Raw genomic sequence first — 21596 nt, forward strand, 5'->3', positions numbered from 1 at the left:
AGTTTGTTTTGGGTGATTAATGATTTCGGGTCAAAATGATGCCCGGAGTCCCAAAATATAGCTGCGGGAGGTTGGTGTCAGGAAGTTGATCACGCCCTGGCCGTTGCCGCTGCCCTGGAGGCTTACTTCCGGGTCGGAGCCGTTGAAGTGCGGCTTATAGATCCAGAGGTTGTTGCCGGAGAGATTGATGCTGATCGACCTGAAGGGGGCGTTCTTCAACACCGACTTATTGAGCGTATAGCCGATGTTGACCGACCGCAGCTTGATATAGGTAGCTCTTTCGATGACCTGTTCGTCGATGCTGCTGACCTGCTGGAACCAGGCCTGTGAGGTGATGGCGGTCGTGTTGGGCTTACCGGTGCTCTGATAGACGCCTTTTACGACGAGGGGTTTGTCGCGGTCCTCCGTTGCCTTCGGGGTGCCGTAGAACCAGTTGTAGTGATTGTCGAGGTTAAAGAGGTCTCCGCCCTGTCTCCAGTCGAATACGAAGCCCAGGGAAAAGGCCTTCCATGTAAAATTATTGACCAGTCCGACCTGGAAATCGGGACTGTTATTGCCGATGATGCCGTTGGGTCCAACGATGGGCAGGCCGTTGTCGTCGACCTCTACGTTGCCGGCGGAATCCCGCAGGTAGCGGGAGCCATAGAGGACGCCATAGGGCAGTCCCGGAAAGGCATATACGCCGCCGCCGCCGCCGAAGCCGCCGAACTGGAGTTTGTCAACGCCGGTCGCCAGTTTGAGTACCTTGTTGCGGATGCGGGTGAAATTGACGTCGACGTCCCAGGAGAAATTGTTTGTGCGGACCGCGGTGCCGCTGACCAGGAGTTCGAACCCGCGGTCGCGCATGCTGCCGGCGTTGAGGTTGTATTTATAAAAGCCGGAGGAGGGGTTGATCGGCGTTGGTGTCAGGAGGTCGGAGGTCTTTCGGTCAAAATATGCACCGTCAAAGGAAAGCCGGTTCTTCAGGAATTTCAGTTCGAGGCCGATCTCGTATTCGCGAAGTTTTTCGTTCTGTAGTGTTGGGTTGCCGAGTATGTTGGTGAGCACGAAGGCCGTCTGTCCGTTAAAGGGGTAGTTGATATTATTGGCGGTCCCTGTCGCGGGGACGAAGGGTGTGGTGAGCGAATAGGGAAGGAGGTTGTCGTTGCCCACGGCCGAATAGGAAAGCTTGATCTTGCCGAAGCTGAGCGGAGTGTTGGGAGACATCAGCTCGCTGAAGATAAAGCCGAAGGATGCGGAGCCGTAGGGATAGTAGTGTTTTGCCGCGGCCAGCACCGAGCTGCCATCGTAGCGACCCGTGAGGCCGAGGATCAGCATTTTTCTGTATTCCAGGTTGGCCTGGGCGTAGTAGCCGACCTTTCGGTAGCGGGAAAGGTTATCCGTGGCGTTTTGTACGCTCATGGTGGCGACGTTGTAGAAATTATCGATCGTCTGTCCGAGTCCGGTCTGTGTGTAAAAGCGGGAATACTGGGAGAATATGTTCATCCCGATGGTGATGCTGCCGTAGAGGTCCTCCGTGATGTTTTTGTGCGCCTCCGCGATGAGGTCGTTGTTGAACTGCCGGAAATTCTGTGTCCTGTTCGACACGCCTCCATTGTTGAAGAAATAGCCGTTGACGATCTGGTTGGATTCGTGGTAGCTGGATTCGTCGGTATAGATATCCGCGCCCAGTCTTTCGGTGAATGAGAGCCAGGGCAGGGGAGTATAGACCAGGGTCGTTACGGGCAGAAACCGGTTGATCGTCGAAACGAAGCCCGTGTTGTCGAGAATAAAATAAGGGTTGTTCCTTCCCGTGCGATACAGTCGTTGTGTTCCGTCGGGGTTGGTGGTGGGCAGCGGGTTCCAGGAGATCGGGGCTGCGTACACTGTCCACAGCGGGCTCGAGAGGCCGTTGCCTTCTTCGATGCGGTTGTTTACCGAGTTGACGTAGTTGACCTGAAAAGTAGCAGTGAGTGTGCTGGTGATCTGGTTGGAGAATTTGCCAAAGACCGAGTGGCGGGTGAAGTCCGTATGGGGCATGATGCCGTCCGTCTTCAGGTAGGAATAGGATAGCACGTAGCGGGATTTGTCGGTTGCGCCGGTGACGTTGATGTTGTTGTCGTAGGTATATCCCGTCCGGAAGAATTCTTTTGCGGGTTGTGTTTGGCTACCGGGGCGCCGTTGACCTTCAGCGTGTCGATGAGGGGTCCCCGGGAGCTGGACGCGAACTGGCCGTTGTTGCCGTCGATGTACTGTCCGTTGAAGCCCTGGGCGTATTTGTCCTGCGTCGCCAGGTAGATGGGTTTGTTCATACTGACGCTGCTGCTGACGGTCAGCTGGGGCTTGGCCGCTCTGGAGCCGGTTTTCGTTGTGATGATGATCGCGCCTCTTGCCGCGGCCGAGCCGTAGAGCGCCGGTTGCGGCGGCGCCTTTCAGCACGGTCATCGTCTCGATGATATTCGGGTCGATGTCGATGCCGCGGTTGGACGTGCTGCCCTGGTTGAGGGAGACGTTGTCGGCGCCCTGGCCGAAGGCGTCGATGGCGCCGGCCTCAGAATTGTCGATCGGGATACCGTCTACGATGAAGAGCGGCTGGTTCTCGCCGACGAGGGAGGTGGCTCCGCGGATGACGATGCGGGAGGAACTGCCGGGCATGCCGGTGGAGTTGGTGACCTGGACGCCGGATACTTTACCCGCGAGGGCGTTGACGATGTTGTCCTGTTTGGCGGCTACCAGCGTCTCTCCCTTTACTTCCTGTGCGCTGTAGGTGAGGTCTCGTTTTTCGCGGCGTATGCCGAGTGCGGTGACGACCACTTCGTTGAGCATTCTCGATCCTGCTGCGTGAAGATGGATGTCGGCGTTGGTGGTATTCGTTACGTCGACCTCCTGTGGCTCGAATCCGACGGCGCTGACGATGAGGACGGAGTTTGGTGGGACATTTATTTTGAAGGAACCATCGGATGTGGCGCTTACGCCTTTTTTAAAACCTTTAATTCTGATGGTGGCTGCGGAGATGGCGTTTCCGGCAGAGTCTGTCACTTTTCCATTGACTTCCCTGCCCTGCGCGCCGGCCCATACTGCGCAAAGCAATAGCAGTAGGAGCAGCGTGAACTGCTTTCTCATAAATCTGTAGTTTGGTGAATGGTTACAAAGTCAGAATAAGAAGTTAAGAAAGAATATGCAAGGGTTGGTGGGGTTTGTGACCGAACCCTGAAATTATACGTCCAGGGATGTGCTGTCAGCGCCTGAATATTTTTTATCTTCAGCAAAAACCAAAATTCTTCCTTATGTCGAATGCTACTGGTGGTCTTTCCCGGACTTTAGGTCCATGGATGTTGTGGGGGCTGGGAGTCGGTTACGTCATTTCGGGGATGTATTTTGGCTGGAATCTGGGACTGGAGAAGGGTGGTACGGCGGGTCTTGCGCTGGCTACGGGAGTAGTTATTCTCCTGTATATCACCTTTACGTTCTCATACACCGAGCTGGCTTGTGCTATTCCAAAGGCCGGGGGTGTCTTTGACTATGCCACGCGGGCGATCGGCAGAGAGTGGGGGTTTGTGGCGGGGGCGCGCGCTGCTGGAATTCCTGTTCGCGCCGCCGGCGATAGCGGCGGCTATCGGGGCGTATTTTCATATTTTTTCCCGGGGGTGCCGGTGAAGGTGATCGCTGTGGGGGCATTTTTGGTTTTTACGGCGTTGAATATTTATGGGGTGAAGGCGGCTGCGGGTTTTGAGCTCGTCATAACGCTGTTCGCGGTGTTTGAGTTGTTGTTGTTTGCGGGCATCTGTTTCCCGCATTTTCAGTGGAAGAATATCAGCCGCGATGCGCTGCCGCACGGCTTGGAGGGGGTCTGGTCGGCGATACCATTTGCGGTGTGGTTCTTTCTGGGCATCGAGGGGGTGGCGAATGTGGCGGAAGAGGCGATCCGGCCGCAGCGGAATGTGCTCATCGGTTTTGGGTCTGCGCTGGTTACGCTGATCGTGCTTTGTGTGCTGGTCTTTCTTTCCTCCATCGGGGTTGCGGGCTGGCAGGCTATCGTATACCCGGCGCCGGGAGCGACGCCTTCCGACAGTCCGCTTCCGCTGGCTTTGTCGAAAATAACGGGAACGGATGGGTGGACGTATCATCTGCTGATAACGATCGGGCTGATGGGGCTGGTTGCGTCATTCCACGGGATCATCCTGGCGGCGAGCCGGGCGACGCTCGAGTTTGGCAGGGCCCGCTGTCTTCCGGCTTTTCTCGGGCGGGTACACGTCCGCAGGCATACGCCTGTTGCCGCCCTGCTGGTCAATATGGGGTTTGGAATTGTCACCCTGTTGCTGGCTCCGACCGAAGATATCATTACCATTTCCGTCATGGGGGCATTGTCCCTGTACGTATTGTCGATGATATCGGTGGTGGCGCTGCGCAGGAAGGAGCCGGGGCTGGAACGGCCTTTCCGGGTGCCGTTGTATCCCGTCTTTCCGATAGTGGCGCTGGTCATCGGTTTTGTATGTCTTGTGGCGATGATCACGCTGAATATTAAATTATCGGGTATCTATTTTTTGCTTCTGGCGCTGAGCTATATTTGGTTTCATTTTTTGTTAAAAAGTCCATCGATGCCAAACAAACAATCACTACCTGAGCTGCTGGAAGGGCTGGCGGCTGCGAAAACGGAGAAGGTCAAGCTGGCGATAACGGATATTGACGGAGTGTTGCGGGGAAAGGTGATCAGCTTTGATAAATTCAGGTCTATTGCCGAAAAGGGTTTTGGTTTCTGCGACGTCGTGTTTGGCTGGGATGCGCAGGACCAGGCCTATGACAACGGCGCTTTTACCGGCTGGCATACGGGCTATCCCGATGCGGTTGCGGCGGTGGATATCTCCACGCTGCGGAGGGTGCCCTGGGAGGGTGGGATCCCCTTCTTTCTTGCCGACCTGAAGGGGGAGGCGGTATGTCCGCGCAGCCTGCTGAAGAAGGTGATCGGCCTGGCGGCGGAGCTGGGGTATTCGGCTGTTTTTTCGCAGGAGTTCGAGTGGTTCAATTTCCGGGCGGGGAGTGATGTGCAGGTTTTTGAGGACCTGCGGCCTTTGTCGCAGGGGATGTTCGGATATTCGATATTAAGGGCGTCGCAGAACAGCGACTATTTTCATGCGCTGTTCGACGGGCTGAAGCAATTCGATGTGCCGCTGGAGGGATTGCATACCGAGACCGGGCCCGGGGTGTATGAGGCGGCCATTGTATATGCGGACGTGCTGGAGGCGGCGGACAGGGCGGTTCTTTTCAAGTCCGGGGTCAAGGAGATCGCTTCGCATCGGGGGTATTCTTCCGACCTTTATGGCCAAGATCAGCGAGACCCTGCCCGGCTGCAGCGGGCATGTGCACCAGAGTCTGTGGACGGCGGACGGCTCGGCGAACCTGTTCTATGACGGCGCATCTTCCACGGGGATGAGTGCGCTGATGGAGAGCTATATTGCGGGGCAGCTGTATTGTCTTCCGCATGTGCTGCCGATGTATGCGCCGACCGTCAACAGCTATAAGCGGCTGGTCGAGGGGGCATGGGCTCCGACGACGCCGACCTGGGCGGTGGACAACCGGACGACCGCACTGCGGGCACTGCCTGGAGGGGCATCGTCCACGCGGCTGGAAACGAGGGTGGTTGGGTCCGATTCCAATCCCTATCTGGCTATGGCGGCCTGTCTGGCCACGGGATTATACGGGGTGCGCAACGGGATGAAGCTGACCGTGCCGGCTACGAAGGGCAGCGGGTATGCCGACAAGAGCAGGGGAATATTGCCCCGGAATCTTTGGGAAGCGACCTGGGCGATGAAGCAGTCTCCGTTGGCAAAGGAACTTTTCGGCGAAGAATTTGTGGATCATTTTGTAAGGACGAGGGAGTGGGAGTGGCGCCAGTTTGCGCAGGCGGTGACCAATTGGGAACTAAAAAGATATTTAGAGATCATATGACAGACTTCAGCGTAATCAGACAGTACAATTTTCCGACGACCGTCAGGTTCGGTGCGGGAGTGGTGAACGAACTTTCGGAGCATCTGGCCGCCATAGGGCTCAGTAAACCTTTGCTCGTTACCGATCGGGTGGTGGCGGATCTGGATTTTTTCCGGGCGCTCAGGAAGCGCCTGGAGGCAAGGGGCAGCTCGGTGGAGGTATTTTCGGACATCCACAAGAACCCGGTAAAGTCGGATGTGCTGAAGGGAGGAGATGTATTCGATGCGACGGGCCGGGACAGCATCATTGGCATCGGAGGGGGTGCCGCTATGGATGTGGCGCGGGCTATTGTTCTGCGGGTCCATCATCGCAGGGACTTATTCGATTATGACGACCTCATTGGAGGAGATCAGTATGTGACCGGAAAGGTGCCTTACTTTATTACTGTGCCGACTACGAGCGGGACGGGGAGCGAGGTAGGGCGCAGCGCCATCATATCCGAAGACGATACGCACCGCAAGCGGATATTGTTCTCGCCAAAGCTGCTGGCGAAGGTTGTATACGCGGACCCGCTGCTGACGATGGAACTGCCGCCTTTTGTGACCGCCGCGACCGGTATGGACGCGCTGACGCACAATTTGGAGGCGTATATCGCGAAGATGTGGCACCCGATGTGTGAGGGCATTGCGCTGCAGGGGATCGAGCTGATCAACGAAGTTATCGTTCAGGCCGTGCATAAGCCGGACGTGGATTCGAGGAGTAAGATGATGATCGCTTCGCTGATGGGAGCGGTGGCCTTTCAGAAGGGGCTGGGGGTCGTGCATTCGCTGGCGCACCCGATGTCGTCGTTGCTGGACACGCACCATGGGCTGGCCAACGCGGTGAATCTGCCCTACGGGATGCGGTTCAATATCGCGGGCAGTGAGGCGAAGTTCCGGAAGATCGCAAGGACTATGGAATTGAAGGAAGATAACGGGGAGGCCGTGGTCGCGAGGTTATTCGAACTGAACGAACAACTGGGATTGCCGGTGAGGCTGAGGGATGCCGGCGTGAAGGAGGAACATTTGGCGACGCTGGCTGATCTGGCGTTTGCGGATTTTTGTCATCCCAACAATCCCAAGCCGGTGAACAGGGAGGATTTTTTAAGACTGTATAAGGAGGGTCTATGAAGATCGGTTTGACATATACGGGGACGTTGTGGAAGCACGAGAACTATGTAAGGTGGTTGCAGGGAGGAAACGGGGATATCGAGGTGATCCGGCTGGATGCCGGCCTCGGGAACCTGGCCGATCTGCAGGAGTGTGAGGGATTGGTGCTGTCGGGCGGCGTGGATATCGATCCGGAACTGTATGACGGGCCGATGGCATATGTGAAGGCGCCCGAAGCCGGCTTTCAGACGGAGCGGGACCTTTTCGAGCAGGCGGCGTTGCAGCTGTCGTGGGAGATGGGGCTGCCGGTGCTGGGTGTCTGCCGGGGACTGCAGCTGATCAATGTGAGTTGCGGCGGTACGCTGGTGCAGGATCTTGGGGAGACCGGGGATGAGGTACACGAGAATGTGGCGGGGGTGGACAAGCAGCATCCGGTGAGTCTGGTCGCCGGGAGTCAGTTGGAGGCGATGGTGGGCCATGAGACCGGTGTGGTCAACAGCGCGCATCATCAGGCGATAGACAGGCTGGGTGAGGGGCTGCGGATCAACTGCCGGGCGGAGGATGGGACGATAGAGGGTATCGAGTGGGAAGAGCCGGCGGACAAGCCGTGGATGATGGCCGTGCAAGTGGCATCCGGAGCGGATGTTGAGTAATGGACTGACGGACGAGTTCCTCTACCGTCCGGTCAGGGATCAATTTATTAACGCGATAAAATCAAGATATGCAGATCATTAATCCGGCTACGGAAGCCGTTATCGACGAGATAGCGGAGGATACAGAAGCAACGGTAAAAGAAAAATATGCCCTCGTGAGGAAGGGACAGCGGGGATGGGCGACCTGGCCGGTAGATGAAAGGCTTGACGTTATCGGTCGGTTCTTCGAATTGCTGGAAGCGGAGAAAAAGGTGCTGGCGGAGACCCTGACGGCGGAGACTGGCAAGCCGTTGCAGCAGTCGTATAACGAGCTGAATGGGGCCAGGGCGCGGATCCGCTGGATGCTGGATCATTCGACGCAATGGCTGAAGGAGGAATGGATCGTGACGGAGGGGGCAACGCGGGAAAAGATCAGCTATGAGCCGCTTGGCGTCATAGCCAATATATCTGCGTGGAACTATCCCTATCTCGTTGGCGTGAACGTATTCATTCCGGCCCTGATCGGCGGTAACGGGGTGCTGTATAAGCCGTCGGAATATGCGACGCTGACGGGAATGCATATACAGCGGTTGCTGTATAAGTCGGGGGTGCCGGAAGGCGTCTTTCAGCTGGTGGCGGGGAGGGGCAGGGCCGGGGAGTGGCTGCTGGAGCTGCCGCTTGATGGTTATTTTTTCACCGGCAGCTATCGTACGGGTCGGTTGATCGCGGAGAAGGTGGCTTCGCGGCTGGTGCCCTGTCGAGCTGGAGCTGGGGGCAAGGATCCGTTGTATGTAATGGATGACGTGGAAGATATCGGGAAGGTGGCTGCGGCCGCTCTGGAAGGCGTGGTTTACAATAACGGGCAGAGCTGCTGTGCGGTCGAGCGGATATACGTACAGGAAGGGGTATATGACGATTTTGTGAAGGCGTATACCGAGCAGGTGCGGAAGATGGTGGTCGGTGATCCGATGGATCCGGCTACGGAAATAGGTTCGCTGAGCCGGCCGGGTCAGCTGGAATTCCTGCAGGATCAGATAGCTGATGCTGTGGGGAAGGGTGCGAGGCTTTTGTATGGCGGGGGCAGGATAGGCGGGAAGGGCTATTTTATCGAGCCGGCGGTGCTGGTGGATGTGGATCACGGGATGAGGCTGATGGTGGAGGAGTCTTTTGGGCCGGTGGTGGGTATTCAGAAAGTGAAGGACGATGCGGAGGCTGTGGAATTGATGGGGGATACCGAATATGGATTGACGGCTGCGGTGTATTCGAAGAGCTATGATCGTGCCGAGGGGGTTATGAGGCAGTTGAATACGGGTACCGTATATTGGAATTGCTGTGACCGGGTGAGTGCCGGTCTGCCGTGGTCGGGGAGGAAGAATTCGGGGTTGGGGATGACGTTGTCTTATCAGGGTATCAGGGCTTTTGTACAGCCGAAGGCTTATCATATACGGCCGTAGACGGGCGGCCGGCGGTGAGGTCCGGGGACGGCGGTTAGGCCGGTGGTGGCCGGGAGATCGCCGCTCCTCAGGGCGTGGGAATGAACGTTATACACGCCCTGTGTATATCTAATTCATAGTTTTTTCTTATATGTTTACTAACATTATGGTATGACCCGCCCTGGTCGCGCCGAACCTGTGTTAACGTATAGTCCCGGCCCTCTTTTTTAATCCACAAGTACTTTCCATTATGGTCAAGTTTTACTATTCGTTTAGTAGGGGAGGGAGTTTTTTTTTGATGACGGCCCTTTGTTGTGTGGTGGGGATGGGGTTGAGGGCGCAGACGCTGGGGTCGAACATCATAACAAACGGCGGGGCAGAGGTTACGCCGGTAGCCAATGGTACCAACTGGGCGGACGGGGGGCGACGACGTTTGGCGATGCAACAGGTACAGACGGCGGGGTGTGGTATCTTACCAACAGTACTACTTATCCGCAGCCGTATAATGCTCCCATGCGGTCGTTCAGCGGGAATCAATTTTTCAATGCGGGTGTTAATGTCGCTCCTTCTACTGATACGAGGACGCTATTTCAGCAGATCAAGAATTTGCCGTCTGCGTTCACCACGCAGGACCTGACGTTTAACCTCGATTTTTATGTGGCCAGCAATGGTTTGTTCGGCACCGACTATAATCTGGTGGACGTAAAAGTTGAATACAGGGATGCAACCGAGTCCAACATTTATGTCTTCGAATATTCTCTTATACCTACGGCCGTTGGTCCTACAGGCTGGGTCCATGTTAGTGATACGCACGATATCCTGGTGACTGATGCACTGGATCATATAAATATTACGCTGACGGCGGACAATTCCAATACGTCCAGTCCTGTACAGGCTTATTTTGATGAGATCAGCCTGATCGCGAATGCGAAAGTATTACCGGTGACGCTGGTGGATTTTCATGCGCTGAGGGATGGTGACGGTAGTGTGGATCTGAAATGGGAGACGGCGCAGGAACAGAACAGTAAATTCATGGAAGTACAGCGTAGCGGGGACGGGAAGGTTTTTACGACGATCGGCCAGGTGGCGGCGGCGGGGAACAGTACGACGCCCAGGGATTATACGCTGACGGATAAGTCGCCGCTGGCGGGAAGAAATTATTATCGGTTAAGAATGGTAGATATAGACGGGACTTTTAAATACAGCAAGGTGCTGCAGGTGGCGATGGGGGACGTGACGGAGGGGATTGGCGTGTATGGCAATCCATTTCACGATCAGCTGGGAGTAAGGATACCGGCGCAGTCGACCGAGCGGCTGGTGTTGTCTTTATTCGACCAGACGGGTAGGGTTTGTCTGCGTCAAAATTACACGACGCAGAAAGGAGATAATCTCATCAATCTGTATCCGCAGGGGTTGGCGGCGGGGGTTTATCTGTTGCAGGTCCGCGGTGACCGGACGAATCAGACTATCAGAGTATTGAAACAGTAGTATACCTTATTGATGGGGAGTACGAGGAAGCCTCCGCCTGTCGGCGGGGGCTTAGTATTTGTGGGAAATTGCCGCATTTCTAAAAAAGAGAGGGCAATAGAAATTGCCGCATTTCTAAAAAAGAGAGGGCAATAGAAATTGCCCTCGCGTCACGACTTTTGTGACCATTCAAAACTAAAAATATAGAAAAACTTAAATGTTTGGATTAGACGCTAAAACCGGCGTGCAATTTTCCGCTTAATTGTCAAAATTACTGTTCTGATTGGATAAATCAAATCATTCGATGCACTAATTGCCAGCTTAATGTTAAAAATTGGCGGTTTGCGTAGGTATGGCGTAGAAACCAGTGCAGGGAAGGGTTCCGCAAACGTTTGCGGGAGCGTTTGCGTAAAATATACATGGGTTAGGGGTTGTTTGTCCATTTGGGAAATGATCTTATTTACTTCTGTTTCGCTGGTGCGGAGTTTGGTCTGGCACCAGGTGATCAGTTCGGACGCCCGACGGACTTTTTGGGCCAGAACGTCTACGGCAACGGACTCGGATTCGATCTCTCTTGCGATGGCTGCGAGTTCCCTGTATGCTTCTTCATAGGTGAAAGTCGGTTCCATTGTAGTCATTTTTTGCGGTTACTGTTGCTGTGATCTCTTTATCGGCCAGGACGATGCCGATGTCGTTGCCGATGGTCAGGTCGTCGGGGTTGCTGATTATTTTATCGTTGTGTCTGATGATGGCGAAGCCGCGCCGGAGTGTGTTTTCGGGAGAGGCTATTTTGATGATGGATACAAAATGGTCGAGGTATCTTTTCTGGTTTTTGCAATAGTTGTTGCTGTGGATCAGCAGGGACGTTCGGGTGGATACCAGTTCCTGCTGGCGGCCGGCGAGGATGGTACGGGATTTATTAATGATGCTGTTGTTTACTCTGTTGAGGGCTCTGTTATTGTCGGCGAATTGTTGCTGCGCCCTGATGACGATATTCTGCCGGAGGCGGATGACGGAGTCTTCGAAGGACCGGTTCTGATTGATGATAAATTCGGCGGCTTTTGTCGGGGTTTTCGTGGGGGTATGGGCCATGAGGTCGGCGATCGTCTCATTCTTCTGGTGGCCGATGCCCGTGATGATGGGGATTGGGAATTTGGCGATTGCCTTTCCGATCATATAGTCGTCGAAGATGAGGAAGTCGGTTTGTGCGCCGCCGCCGCGGATGATGACTACGGCGTCGTAGTTGTTGCCGCTGTTGAAGACGTCGATGAGGCGGGAGAGGAACTGCTGGGTGTTGTTCTCTCCCTGGACGACCGTGAAATATTCGTCGATCCTGAACGTATAGCCGAAGGGGTTGTTGCCGAGGGTGTGGTGGAAGTCCTGCCAGCCTGCCGATGTGCGGGAAGCGATGACTGCTATGTGCTGGATCACTCCCGGGAGGGCCAGTTGTTTATTCTTTGTGTCGAAGCCGCCGGGTGTTTGCCAGATAAATCCGGGGTTTTCGCGGACGAGGCGGACGAGGGTGGCCTGGCGCTGCTGTTCGAGCTGGCCGAGGGTAAAATTGCTGTCGACTTCGTTGACGTTCAGCTGGAGGCCGAATACGGGGTGGTATTCGACGGTGACGTTGACAAGGACATTTATATTATTGGTAAAGCGCTGGCCGGTGATGTTCTCGAAGCTGGCGACGCTGGTAGCGCCTCTGCCCCATGCTTTCGCCTGTATTTTGGCGATGAGGGCGTTGGAGGCCGTGTCTTTTTCGACCAGGTCGAAGCTGTGGTAGTTCTTTTCCTGCCGGAAGGTATGGCTTGTTACGTCTGCTACGACCCAGAAACTAAGGCGCCGGAAGGCGTTGTTCAGCGTCTCCGCGATATTGGTGGTGAGCTGGGAAAGTCGTATTGGCTGGATCAGAGTAAAAGTTTATCCGGATTCGGGATAAAGTTAAGAAAGGCCTGGAAATTGGCTTTGTATTTCCTTTTGTCGAGTTTATAGTAGAAGGCGCCTTTTTTTGAGTTGGCCTTATCTTTTTCTTTTGTTTGATCAGCAGTTCGGTGGACAGGACTTTGCGGCTGAAGTTGCGGTTGTCGAAGGTGGTATCATAAATGCCTTCGTAGAGGATCTGCAGCTGTGGGATGGTGAATCTGGAGGGCAGCAGTTCGAACAGGATGGGGTGGAGAGCGGCTTTGTAGCGAAGCTGGCGTTTGGCGATGTCCACCATTTTCTTATGGTCGAAGATCAGGTCGGGCATTTTTTTGACGTGGAACCATTCGGGGTGGTATTCGTTGCTGAGCTGTTTCTCGTACTGGTGGATGTCGATAAGGGCGAAGTAGGCGATGCTTAGGGTCCGTTCGACGGGGTCGCGTTCGGGTTCGCCGAATGCGCGCATTTGTTCCATATAAACGCCTTCGAGCCCGGTCAGTTGTTTGAGGATGCGGTTGGCGGCCTGTTCGAGGCTTTCGCCGGCTTGGAGGAAGCCTCCCATGAGGCTCCATTTTCCTTTTTCGGGTTTTAGTCCCCGTTGTACAAGCAGCAATTTAATGTCAGTCCCGTCGAATCCGAAGATGATACAATCTACGGCAACAAGCATACGGGTTTCTCCCGGATAACGATTCATGAGTCGATTGGTATAGGTTTATATATACGGTTCGAATATACTACCAAAACTTTACATAAAGTGCCATCAGTATCAGGATTGTAACGACGATGAGTGCGATTGTAGAGGGTTTTAGGCGGAACATCTCCCGATCGAGCTCGAAGGCTTTGGGGTTGACTTTGGGTCCGGCGAGGCTGAGCCCGACCATGACGATGACCGTGAACAGGAAGGCGAGGCCCATGCAGATGAGGAAGGGGATCTGCCAAACGGTAGTGGCGACGCCGTTTTCGACGATTTGGGTCGGGTATGCCGTATAGAGGAGTGTTTCGTGGCCCGACAGCTGGGGGCGTATTCGTTGAAGTATACCGAAAGGACGAAGCCGGTGACGAGGCCGGCGACTGCCGCGGTGGCCGTGGTCCTTTTCCAGAACATGCCGAGCAGGAACATGGCGAGCACGCCGGGGCTGATAAAGCCGGTGTACTGCTGGATGAAAGTAAATCCGCCTTTTCCGCCGATGCCGAGGACGTCTTTCCAGGTGAAGAGGATGCCGATGAACATGGCTATCACCACGGCCAGGCGTCCGGTCCAGACCATTTTTTGTTCGGTAGCTTCTCTGTTGAAATACTTTTTGTAGATATCGAGGGTGAAGATCGTGGAGATGCTGTTGACCTTGCCGGCGAGGGAGGATACGATGGCGGCGGTGAGGGCGGCTATGGATAGTCCTTTCAGGCCGCTGGGCAGGAATCCGAGGATGGCGGAATAGGCGTAGTCTTTTCTGCCGTCGGTAAGGTTCAGGTGTCCATTTTTGTACAGGACGAAGGCGGCGATGCCGGGAAGCATGACGATGATGGGCATCATAAGTTTGAGCAGGCCGGCGAAGAGGATGCCGGTGCGGGCGGTGGTGATGTTGGCGCCGAGGGCCCGCTGTGTGATGTACTGGTTGCAGCCCCAATAATTGAGATTGACGATCCACTGACCGGCGAAATACATGGCGATGCCGGGCAGGACGAGGTATTTGTCTACTTCGAGCTGCGTGGAGGCGGCGGTCGGCTTGTGGAAGATCATGCGGAAGTGTTCCGGTGCGTTTTTGAGGAGTGCGTTGAATCCGGCGAGGGCGCTGCTGCCCAGACCGAAGCTTTCCGAGACGACTGTGAGGGCGAGGTAGGTGGTCGCGAGGCCTCCGATGATGAGCACTGCTACCTGGATGACGTCGGTGAAGCCGATGACTTTCATCCCGCCGAGTGTGATCAGGAGGGAGAAGATGGCCAGGGCGATCATAATCGTATGAAGGTGTTCGCCGGGTATCAGGCCGTTGATGGCCACGGCGCCGAGGTAGAGGATGGAGGTGAGGTTGACGAAGACGTAGAGGAGGAGCCAGAAGATGGCCATGATCAGGGCAACCGTTTCGTTGTAGCGTGTCTTCAGGAACTGGGGCATCGTGTATATTTTGTTCTTCAGGTAGACCGGAAGAAACCATACGGCGATGATGATCAGGGCGAGGGCGGCGATCCATTCGTAGGCGGCGACGGCGATGCCGGCGAAAAAGCCTTCGCCGCTCATTCCGACGAATTGTTCGGCGGAGATGTTGGAGGCGATGAGGGAGGCGCCGATGGCCCACCAGGTGAGGGAGCCTTCCGCGAGGAAGAAGTCTTTTGTATCGGTGACTGCCTTCCTTTTCCGGCGGTAGATCCAGATGCCATAGGAGGCGACCAGCACAAAATAGATGATGAAGACCACGTAGTCAGCGAATGCGAGTTTCCTGTCCATATGCAAGCAAGATTTATGACTGTCCCCCTTGCGGGGGGACAGTGGTGGGGTTATTTATAGTAGGCTTCGTTCCAGCGGAGTTCGTTGCGGAACTGATACAGGTCCGTCTTTTTCCGATAAGTGCGAATTCGATGCCGGCCATGTCGGCGAAGTCGCGCATGTGTTCGGCCGTCAGATTTTGGCTGTACCCGGTGTGGTGGGCGCCTCCTGCCTGGATCCGGGCCGAGCAGCCGGTCTTCATGTCCGGGTAGGGTTTCCAGAGGACGCGGGCCACGGGCAATTTGGGCAGGGCGTGTGCGGGCGCGATGGCTTCGACCTCGTTGACGAGGAGGCGGAAGCGGTTGCCCATGTCGACGATGGACGCGTTGAGGGCCGGGCCGGCGGCGGAGTTGAAGACGAGGCGGACGGGGTCAGACTTGCCGCCGATGCCGAGCGGGTGTATCTCGCAGGACGGTTTGCCGTCGGCGATAGATTCGCAGATCTCGAGCATGTGCGCGCCGAGGACGAGATTATTTCCTGGTTCGAAATGGTAGGTATAGTCTTCCATGAAGGAATTGCCGCCGGGGAGACCGCTACCCATGACTTTCATAGCGCGGACGAGAGCGGCTGTTTTCCAGTCGCCTTCGCCGCCGAAGCCGTAGCCGCTGGCCATGAGTCGCTGGGAGGCGATGCCGGGCAGCTGGGCGATGCCGTGGAGGTCTTCGAAGGTGTCGGTATAGCCTTTGTAGTTGCCGTCCTCAAGGAAGCTGCGCATACCGAGTTCGATGCGGGCTGCTTCGCGGAGGTCTTTGTGGCGGTCTTTGCCTTTGTGCAGGGGGCGGCGAGTGTATAGCTATCCGCGTACTCCTGTACGAGGGTGTCGATGGATTTGTCGGTGACGCCATTGATGACTTTTACGAGGTCGCCGACGCCATGGGTATTGACCGAGTAGCCAAATTTCAGTTCGGCTTCGACCTTGTCGCCTTCCGTGACAGCGACGTAGCGCATGTTGTCGCCAAAGCGGACGAAGCGGGCGCCCTGCCAGTCGTTCCAGCCGGCGGCGGCGCGGGCCCAGGCGTTCACCTGGCCGAGCGTTTCGGGATCCTGCCAGTGGCCGGTGACGACTTTACGGTCGAGGCGCATACGGGTCATCATGAATCCAAATTCCCTGTCGCCGTGGGCGCTCTGGTTGAGGTTCATGAAATCCATATCGATCGTATCCCAGGGAATATCCCTGTTGAACTGCGTGTGAAGATGGACGATGGGTTTCTGCAGGATGCGCAGTCCGCCTATCCACATTTTTGCGGGGAGAACGTGTGCATCCAGGCGATGATGCCGATGCAGTTGGGTGCGGTATTGGCCTCCTGACAGGCGGCGTAGATCTCTTCCGGGGATTTGACGGTAGGGCGGAAGACGACCTTTACGGGGATCTGGGGGGAGTCGTTGAGCGATTTTGCTATCGTTTGGGAATGTTGTGCTACCTGGCGGAGGGTTTCTTCTCCATAGAGGTGTTGGCTGCCGGTGACAAACCAGACTTCGAGTTTCTTTAGATCCATAGTGTAATTGTTATTTTATTGTCCGTAATAGGAATTCGGACCGTGTTTGCGTTCGTAGTGTTTTTTTATCAGTGAGTCTTTTAGTCTGGGTGCGACGGAACTGATCTGTTCGGTCAGGTAGGCCATCTGTGCGATGCTCTCGAGGACTGCGCTATTGTAGACGGCTTTGTCGGGCGTTTTGCCCCAGGTGAAGGGAGCGTGGTTGCCGACGAGGACCATTTCCACTTCTTCGTAGCTGAGGCCGCGGTCCCTGAAGGCGTTCATGATCTGAAAGCCGGTCTGGTATTCGTAGTCGCCCTGGATCATGTCGTCGTTCATCGGCGGGGCACATGGGACGTCGACGGTGTTGTGGTCGGCGTGTGTGGTGCCGAAGATGGGTATGTCGCGCTGCGCCTGGGCCCATGCGGTGGCGTAGGTGGAATGTGTATGGACGATACCGCCGATCTTTTCCCAGTGCTTGTACAGCACGGCGTGGGTGAGGGTATCGGAGGACGGGCGAAGTTTGCCTTTGACGGTCTTCCCGTCGAAGTCGACGATCACCATGCTGTCCGGTGTGAGCTCTTCGTAGGGTACTCCGCTGGGTTTGATGGCGAAGACGCCGAGGTCACGGTCTGCGGCGCTGACGTTACCGAAGGTAAAGAGGACGAGTCCCAGCCGGGGCAGTCGCATATTGGCCTGGTAGGCGGCTTCGCGGATGTCGGTGTATTTACTCATGGGTTGCTGTTTCTTTTTCTATGAACCCGCCGAGCCGTGCATAGGCGTCGAAGCGGTCGGCGTATATTTTTACTTTGGACGGGTCGGGGCGATAGGTGGCGTCGAAACCTTGCCCGATGGCTGCCATGGCGTCTTCCACTTTGGGGTAGATGCCGGCCGCGGTAGCGGCGAACATGGCCGCGCCGAGTGCGCATGTCTGTTCGCTGCCGTGGATGCGAATGGGTCTGTCCATTACGTCGGCCATCATCTGCATGATGAAGGGGGATTTTTTGCCACTCCGCCGAGGCCGATGAGGCCGCGCACGGGAACGCCTTCCTGGATGAACCGGTCGACGATAGTTCGTGCTCCGAAGCAGGTAGATTCGACGATGGCTCTGAAGAGGCGGGGGGCGTCGCTGCCGAGGCCGATGCCGGTGATGGCTCCTTTCAGGAGCTGGTTGGCGTCGGGTGTGCGTCGTCCGTTGAACCAGTCGACGGCGAGTTCGGCATGGGTGTCGGCAGGCAGGGCCGCGGCCTGACGGCTGAGTTCGGGTATAATCTTGTCGATGATCGAGTTGGCTTGCGCTTCGTCTGGCCATAGCTGGCGGACGGGCCAGGCGATGAGGTTGCGGAACCAGGCGTAGGCGTCGCCGAAGGCGGACTGGCCGGCTTCCATGCCCATCATGCCGGGAATGACCGAACCGGGTACCTGGCCGCAGATGCCTTTGACCAGTCGGTCCTTTACTTCGTCCAGAGGGGCGACGAGCATATCGCAGGTAGAGGTACCCATGACCTTGCTGAGGTGGTAGGGTTCGATCTGGCCGCCGACCGCGCCCATATGTGCGTCGAATGCGCCAACGCCTATTACGACGTCGGCGGACAGACCGAGGCGGGTCGCCCACTCAGGGGAAATGCGGCCTGCGGCCTGGTCGGAAGCATAGGCCTTTTCGTAGAGCCTTGCGGTAAATCCTTTTAACAGCGGGTCGAGGGAAGCGAAGAATTCGTCCGGGGGATAGCCGTTGAAGGCCGTCGCCCAGAGCGCCTTGTGGCCGGCTGCGCATACGCTGCGTCGCATTTCCGAGACGTGTTTGCCTCCTGTGAGGAGGAAGGGGATCCAGTCGCAGTGTTCCACCCAGGGAATAGCAGGCTTTTCTGACGTCGGCGTCGACGCGAAGAATGTGGAGCAGTTTGGCCCAGAACCATTCGGAAGAGTAGATGCCGCCGACAAACTGCAGGTAGTTGACGGGGAATTTTATCGCGTGTGCGTTGATCTCCGCCGCTTCTTTTACCGATGTATGGTCCTTCCAGAGGACGAAGAGTGCGTTGGGATTTTTTCGAAGGCGGGCAGAAGGCCAAGGGGCGTGCCTGTTTCATCTACGGCAACCGGTGTCGAGCCGGTGGTATCGACGGAGATGGCTCTTACTGCTGCTGCTGCCGCGGGGCCGGCTTGTGCGAGACAGGCGCGGATGGTGTTCTCGAGTCCTTCTATATAGTCGAGGGGGTGTTGTCTGAACTGGTTGTCGGCGGGGTTGCAGAAGAGTCCGTCTTTCCAGCGGGGGTAATAATATACGGCTGATGCTATTTCGCTGCCGTTGGCAGTATTCACGAGAAGGGAGCGAACCGAGTCTGTTCCGTAGTCTACTCCGATTACAAAATTATCTTGTCCCATATGGCTTTTGTCCAGGAGATTCCGTTTGTTTTGAGGGAATTCCTGTCAAAATAACATTTATTTCCCGGGTTTTTAAAAATTAATTTTTTGGGGGAGGCGAGCAGGGGTGCATTGGGGGGACGGAGGGAGCGGTTGGGGTGCCGGGGAGACGGGGGCTGCGGATGGGTGCCGGGGAGAAGGGGGCTGCGGATGGGTGCCGGGGAGACGGGGGCTGCGGATGGGTGCCGGGGAGACGCGGTCGGGGGGCGTGCGGTGGGGTGGACCGTGCCGGGGGTGTGGGTGGTGGGAGAGTTGGGCTTGTTGGGGAGGATTGGGGGATTTTAGGATGGATTTGGGGGGGATTCGGGGGAATTTTGGAGAGAATTGGGGGAGAATTTGGGGTTGGAGAATTTTTTTGGTGGCGACTAGGACTATGGAATGGAAATGTGGTCTTGTTGATAGGGAATTGAAGGACGATACGTAAAGATTATGCTATCATACTTTTTACGGATCATAAGATACCAATTCCGTATAGTTGAAATCGGAACGTGTTGATTCCTAGAAACTTATCTTCAAAATTACACACTATGTTAGACGGAAATAACCTAAATTACCCTGCCCCTCAAACCGCCGGAGAAAAAATGGAAAAAAAATTAAAAATCAACAGGATCAAGGCTGTCCTAGCAGAAAAAGATATATCGCATAAGGAGCTGGCTACCAGAGTCGGCATCGCGCCCAACAGCGTTACGCGTATCTGCAACAACGAATTTCAGCCTACTTTAAAACTGCTTCGCGAGATCGCTCTCGCACTTGATGTCGACATCCGGGAGTTACTGATCCCGACCCGCACCTTCTGATCAGATCGCCTTTTATGGACTTATTTTTCTGACCCTCCAATATTTTACGGGGGAGGGTTAACGTACGTATCTTTAGGCCGATGAATCTATTGGCCTATGTTTAGACGTTATTCTTTGTCTCTTTTTGTCTTTTTTGTTTTCTTTTCTTTTTTGGTGAGAGCCCAGCCGGATAGCGGACACGCCGGAGGGCAGGGGTATGCCCCGGCGGAGGGACTGTCGGGCGACCGATTCATCGACAGCCTCAAACTGGGTTTGTCGAAGGCGCAGACTCCATCCGACAAGGTGCAGTATCTATTGGAACTTGCGTTGTCTTCCTATATGGACCCGCTGATGGGTGACCTGTATGTCAGCCGCGCGATGGAGACGGCCGAGCTGAGCCGGGACCGCAGGCTGATGGGTACGACCTATATGACTATCGGACGGCGGTATATGAACAACCCGGGCCTGTCCGACAATCTCGAGCGGGCTATCGGCAATTTCAACAGGGCTGCCGCCATTGCAAAGGCCAACGACCTGGAACTTTTTGCAGGTGCGCGCCTACAGTGAGTTGTCGACGGCCTGGATCTACAAGGGGAACAGACAGAAGGGTCTGGAATACTGCAACCAGGAATTGTCGATAGCGGGCGCCAGCCAGAACGATACGACAAGGGCCATGGCTTATGCGTCGATGGGCGACTATTATCTGTCTGCAGATGAGAAATTGCTTGCATTCAGGAATTTTCTGGAGGCGCTGCAGGTTGCCGAAAAGAGCAATAAGGAAAGTCTGCTGAGTGATGCCTGGGAGCATCTTTCCAGATTCTATTCAAGCATCGGTGAATACGGCAAGGCGATCGACTACCGGATGATGATGTACCGACAGGACAGCAAGGCGGGGCGCCCGCTGGACGTCATTCGGGACATGTACAGCACGGGCGATCTTTTTACGCGCAGCAAGCAGCCGGACCTTGCGCTGAAGATGTATGAGAAAGCCATTCTGTTTGCGGACTCGATGCACTATGACCTGCTGAAGGTGGACCCTTATTTCCGCATTTTCAATATGTACTTCAACCTGCATCAGTATTCAAAAGGTTACAGCTATCTGATGACCCACCAGTCGATCGTTATTTTCCTGCAGAATATGGGGTACCAGTATTTTCTCGATCAGCTGTATGCGATGAGTATGACCGAACTCAAGAAATTCGACAGTGCGGGTTATTATTTCCGGAGGGCGGAGCCGGATATGGACAGGAAGAGCAATCCCGAGCAGCACTATAATTTCTATACGGCGGTCGGCGACTATAATATCCGGAAGAAGGACTATCCACAGGCGATTGCCAGTTATCTGAAGGCCTACCGTATCGGCGAGGAGATCAAGGACCTCGAAGTGCAGGAGACCTGTGCGCAGATGCTGGACTCCGTATATAGCATGGCCGGGGACTACAGGTCGGCGCATCTGTACAATATCCGTTATCATTCCGTGAAGGACAGTCTGAGGGATATGAGCCGGGACGCGGACCTGCTGAAGATGGAAGTGGAGAATGACAATCAGCGGCGCGAGCGGCTGGCGCGCGAAGAAGAGGAAAGGGTCGAACACCGGCACAATTTGCAGTATCTCGGTTTCACCATCGGCCTGGTGGCGCTGTTCGTCGTTCTGGTCATGCTCGGGTGGTTTGCCGTGCCGGCGGGTTTTATCAGGGCGCTTGGCTTTGTGTCCTTTATCTTTCTTTTCGAGTTCATCATTCTGCTGGCGGACAAGTCGATCCAGCGCTGGACGCACGATGAGCCCTGGATGGTGCTGATGATAAAAATCGGGCTGGCGGCCGTTCTGGTGCCGCTGCATCACTGGCTGGAGCACAAGGTGATACACTATCTTAGTCATAGGAAAAGGGTCGTTACGGAGAAGAAAATACAGAGTGAGGCGTCGTAGAATGAATTTTATTCTAA

20 protein-coding genes and 1 pseudogene are annotated in these 21596 nt (G+C 55.5%); 10 read left to right on the plus strand and 11 right to left on the minus strand.

All coding sequences use genetic code 11. The features are described 5' to 3' along the window. Nucleotides 1–30: 30 nt before the first annotated feature. Nucleotides 31–3102 (minus strand): TonB-dependent receptor domain-containing protein, encoded by a 3072-nt coding sequence (locus tag ACQ86N_RS06280; RefSeq protein WP_431214431.1) that lies wholly within the window; start codon nt 3100–3102, stop codon nt 31–33. Nucleotides 3103–3266: 164 nt separating this feature from the next. On the opposite strand from ACQ86N_RS06280, the gene ACQ86N_RS06285 reads away from it, so the two are divergent. The 6 genes from ACQ86N_RS06285 to ACQ86N_RS06310 all read left to right on the plus strand — a co-directional run bounded on the left by ACQ86N_RS06285 (nt 3267) and on the right by ACQ86N_RS06310 (nt 10605). Beyond that, the gene (locus ACQ86N_RS06285; RefSeq protein ID WP_431214432.1) at nt 3267–5387 is read left to right on the plus strand and encodes an amino acid permease; all 2121 of its coding nucleotides are present in this window, start codon (nt 3267–3269) and stop codon (nt 5385–5387) included. After that, nucleotides 5296–5925 (plus strand): hypothetical protein, encoded by a 630-nt coding sequence (locus ACQ86N_RS06290; RefSeq protein ID WP_431214433.1) that lies wholly within the window; start codon nt 5296–5298, stop codon nt 5923–5925. The genes ACQ86N_RS06285 and ACQ86N_RS06290 overlap by 92 nt, the downstream gene beginning before the upstream one ends. Continuing rightward, nucleotides 5922–7073, plus strand: a complete 1152-nt coding sequence (locus ACQ86N_RS06295; protein WP_431214434.1) for an iron-containing alcohol dehydrogenase — start codon at nt 5922–5924, stop codon at nt 7071–7073. Before ACQ86N_RS06290 ends, ACQ86N_RS06295 begins: the two co-directional genes overlap by 4 nt. After that, nucleotides 7070–7705, plus strand: coding sequence for a gamma-glutamyl-gamma-aminobutyrate hydrolase family protein (locus tag ACQ86N_RS06300; protein WP_431214435.1), 636 nt, complete (start codon nt 7070–7072; stop codon nt 7703–7705). Before ACQ86N_RS06295 ends, ACQ86N_RS06300 begins: the two co-directional genes overlap by 4 nt. 68 nt (nt 7706–7773) lie before the next feature. After that, entirely contained in the window at nt 7774–9138 is a 1365-nt protein-coding gene (locus tag ACQ86N_RS06305) for an aldehyde dehydrogenase family protein (RefSeq protein WP_431214436.1), read from the plus strand. A gap of 441 nt (nt 9139–9579) precedes the next feature. Continuing rightward, on the plus strand, nt 9580–10605 hold the full coding sequence (locus ACQ86N_RS06310; protein WP_431214437.1) for a T9SS type A sorting domain-containing protein: 1026 nt from the start codon (nt 9580–9582) through the stop codon (nt 10603–10605). Between the two features lie 212 nt (nt 10606–10817). Here the strand turns inward: ACQ86N_RS06310 and xseB are convergent, their stop codons facing one another. The 10 genes and pseudogenes from xseB to ACQ86N_RS06360 all read right to left on the minus strand — a co-directional run bounded on the left by xseB (nt 10818) and on the right by ACQ86N_RS06360 (nt 18837). Continuing rightward, nucleotides 10818–11213 (minus strand): exodeoxyribonuclease VII small subunit, encoded by a 396-nt coding sequence (gene xseB / locus ACQ86N_RS06315; RefSeq protein WP_431214438.1) that lies wholly within the window; start codon nt 11211–11213, stop codon nt 10818–10820. Beyond that, nucleotides 11191–12492, minus strand: a complete 1302-nt coding sequence (gene xseA / locus ACQ86N_RS06320) for an exodeoxyribonuclease VII large subunit (RefSeq protein WP_431217294.1) — start codon at nt 12490–12492, stop codon at nt 11191–11193. Before xseA ends, xseB begins: the two co-directional genes overlap by 23 nt. Beyond that, nucleotides 12416–13168: an NUDIX hydrolase gene (locus ACQ86N_RS06325; protein ID WP_431214439.1), complete on the minus strand. Its 753-nt coding sequence runs from the start codon at nt 13166–13168 to the stop codon at nt 12416–12418. Before ACQ86N_RS06325 ends, xseA begins: the two co-directional genes overlap by 77 nt. A 138-nt stretch (nt 13169–13306) precedes the next feature. After that, on the minus strand, nt 13307–14941 hold the full coding sequence (locus ACQ86N_RS06330; protein ID WP_431214440.1) for a sodium:solute symporter family transporter: 1635 nt from the start codon (nt 14939–14941) through the stop codon (nt 13307–13309). A 13-nt stretch (nt 14942–14954) separates the two neighbouring features. Beyond that, on the minus strand, nt 14955–15593 hold the full coding sequence (locus tag ACQ86N_RS06335; RefSeq protein ID WP_431217295.1) for an L-arabinose isomerase family protein: 639 nt from the start codon (nt 15591–15593) through the stop codon (nt 14955–14957). Continuing rightward, nucleotides 15570–16476: pseudogene (locus ACQ86N_RS06340) on the minus strand (L-arabinose isomerase family protein); the annotation flags it as partial. The gene ACQ86N_RS06335 and the pseudogene ACQ86N_RS06340, both read right to left, overlap by 24 nt. Before the next feature lie 15 nt (nt 16477–16491). Further along, entirely contained in the window at nt 16492–17190 is a 699-nt protein-coding gene (locus tag ACQ86N_RS06345) for an L-ribulose-5-phosphate 4-epimerase (protein ID WP_431214441.1), read from the minus strand. Next, a complete protein-coding gene (locus tag ACQ86N_RS06350; RefSeq protein ID WP_431214442.1) occupies nt 17183–17443 on the minus strand; it encodes an FGGY-family carbohydrate kinase in 261 nt (86 codons plus the stop codon). Before ACQ86N_RS06350 ends, ACQ86N_RS06345 begins: the two co-directional genes overlap by 8 nt. Beyond that, complete coding sequence (locus tag ACQ86N_RS06355) at nt 17434–18300, minus strand: FGGY-family carbohydrate kinase (protein WP_431214443.1); 867 nt, start codon at nt 18298–18300, stop codon at nt 17434–17436. The genes ACQ86N_RS06350 and ACQ86N_RS06355 overlap by 10 nt, the downstream gene beginning before the upstream one ends. A 153-nt stretch (nt 18301–18453) precedes the next feature. Beyond that, nucleotides 18454–18837: a hypothetical protein gene (locus ACQ86N_RS06360; RefSeq protein WP_431214444.1), complete on the minus strand. Its 384-nt coding sequence runs from the start codon at nt 18835–18837 to the stop codon at nt 18454–18456. A gap of 87 nt (nt 18838–18924) precedes the next feature. Here ACQ86N_RS06360 and ACQ86N_RS06365 point away from each other — a divergent pair, with 87 nt between their 5' ends. From ACQ86N_RS06365 to ACQ86N_RS06380, 4 genes are all read left to right on the plus strand, one after another. Further along, entirely contained in the window at nt 18925–19161 is a 237-nt protein-coding gene (locus ACQ86N_RS06365) for a hypothetical protein (protein ID WP_431214445.1), read from the plus strand. 242 nt (nt 19162–19403) lie between these two features. Next, nucleotides 19404–19673 (plus strand): helix-turn-helix transcriptional regulator, encoded by a 270-nt coding sequence (locus ACQ86N_RS06370; RefSeq protein WP_431214446.1) that lies wholly within the window; start codon nt 19404–19406, stop codon nt 19671–19673. A 96-nt stretch (nt 19674–19769) separates the two neighbouring features. After that, nucleotides 19770–20219, plus strand: coding sequence for a hypothetical protein (locus ACQ86N_RS06375; RefSeq protein WP_431214447.1), 450 nt, complete (start codon nt 19770–19772; stop codon nt 20217–20219). Beyond that, nucleotides 20203–21579: a tetratricopeptide repeat protein gene (locus ACQ86N_RS06380; RefSeq protein ID WP_431214448.1), complete on the plus strand. Its 1377-nt coding sequence runs from the start codon at nt 20203–20205 to the stop codon at nt 21577–21579. The genes ACQ86N_RS06375 and ACQ86N_RS06380 overlap by 17 nt, the downstream gene beginning before the upstream one ends. Nucleotides 21580–21596: the final 17 nt, after the last annotated feature.

Source organism: Puia sp. P3 (genome assembly GCF_050632245.1).
Taxonomy (GTDB): domain Bacteria; phylum Bacteroidota; class Bacteroidia; order Chitinophagales; family Chitinophagaceae; genus Puia.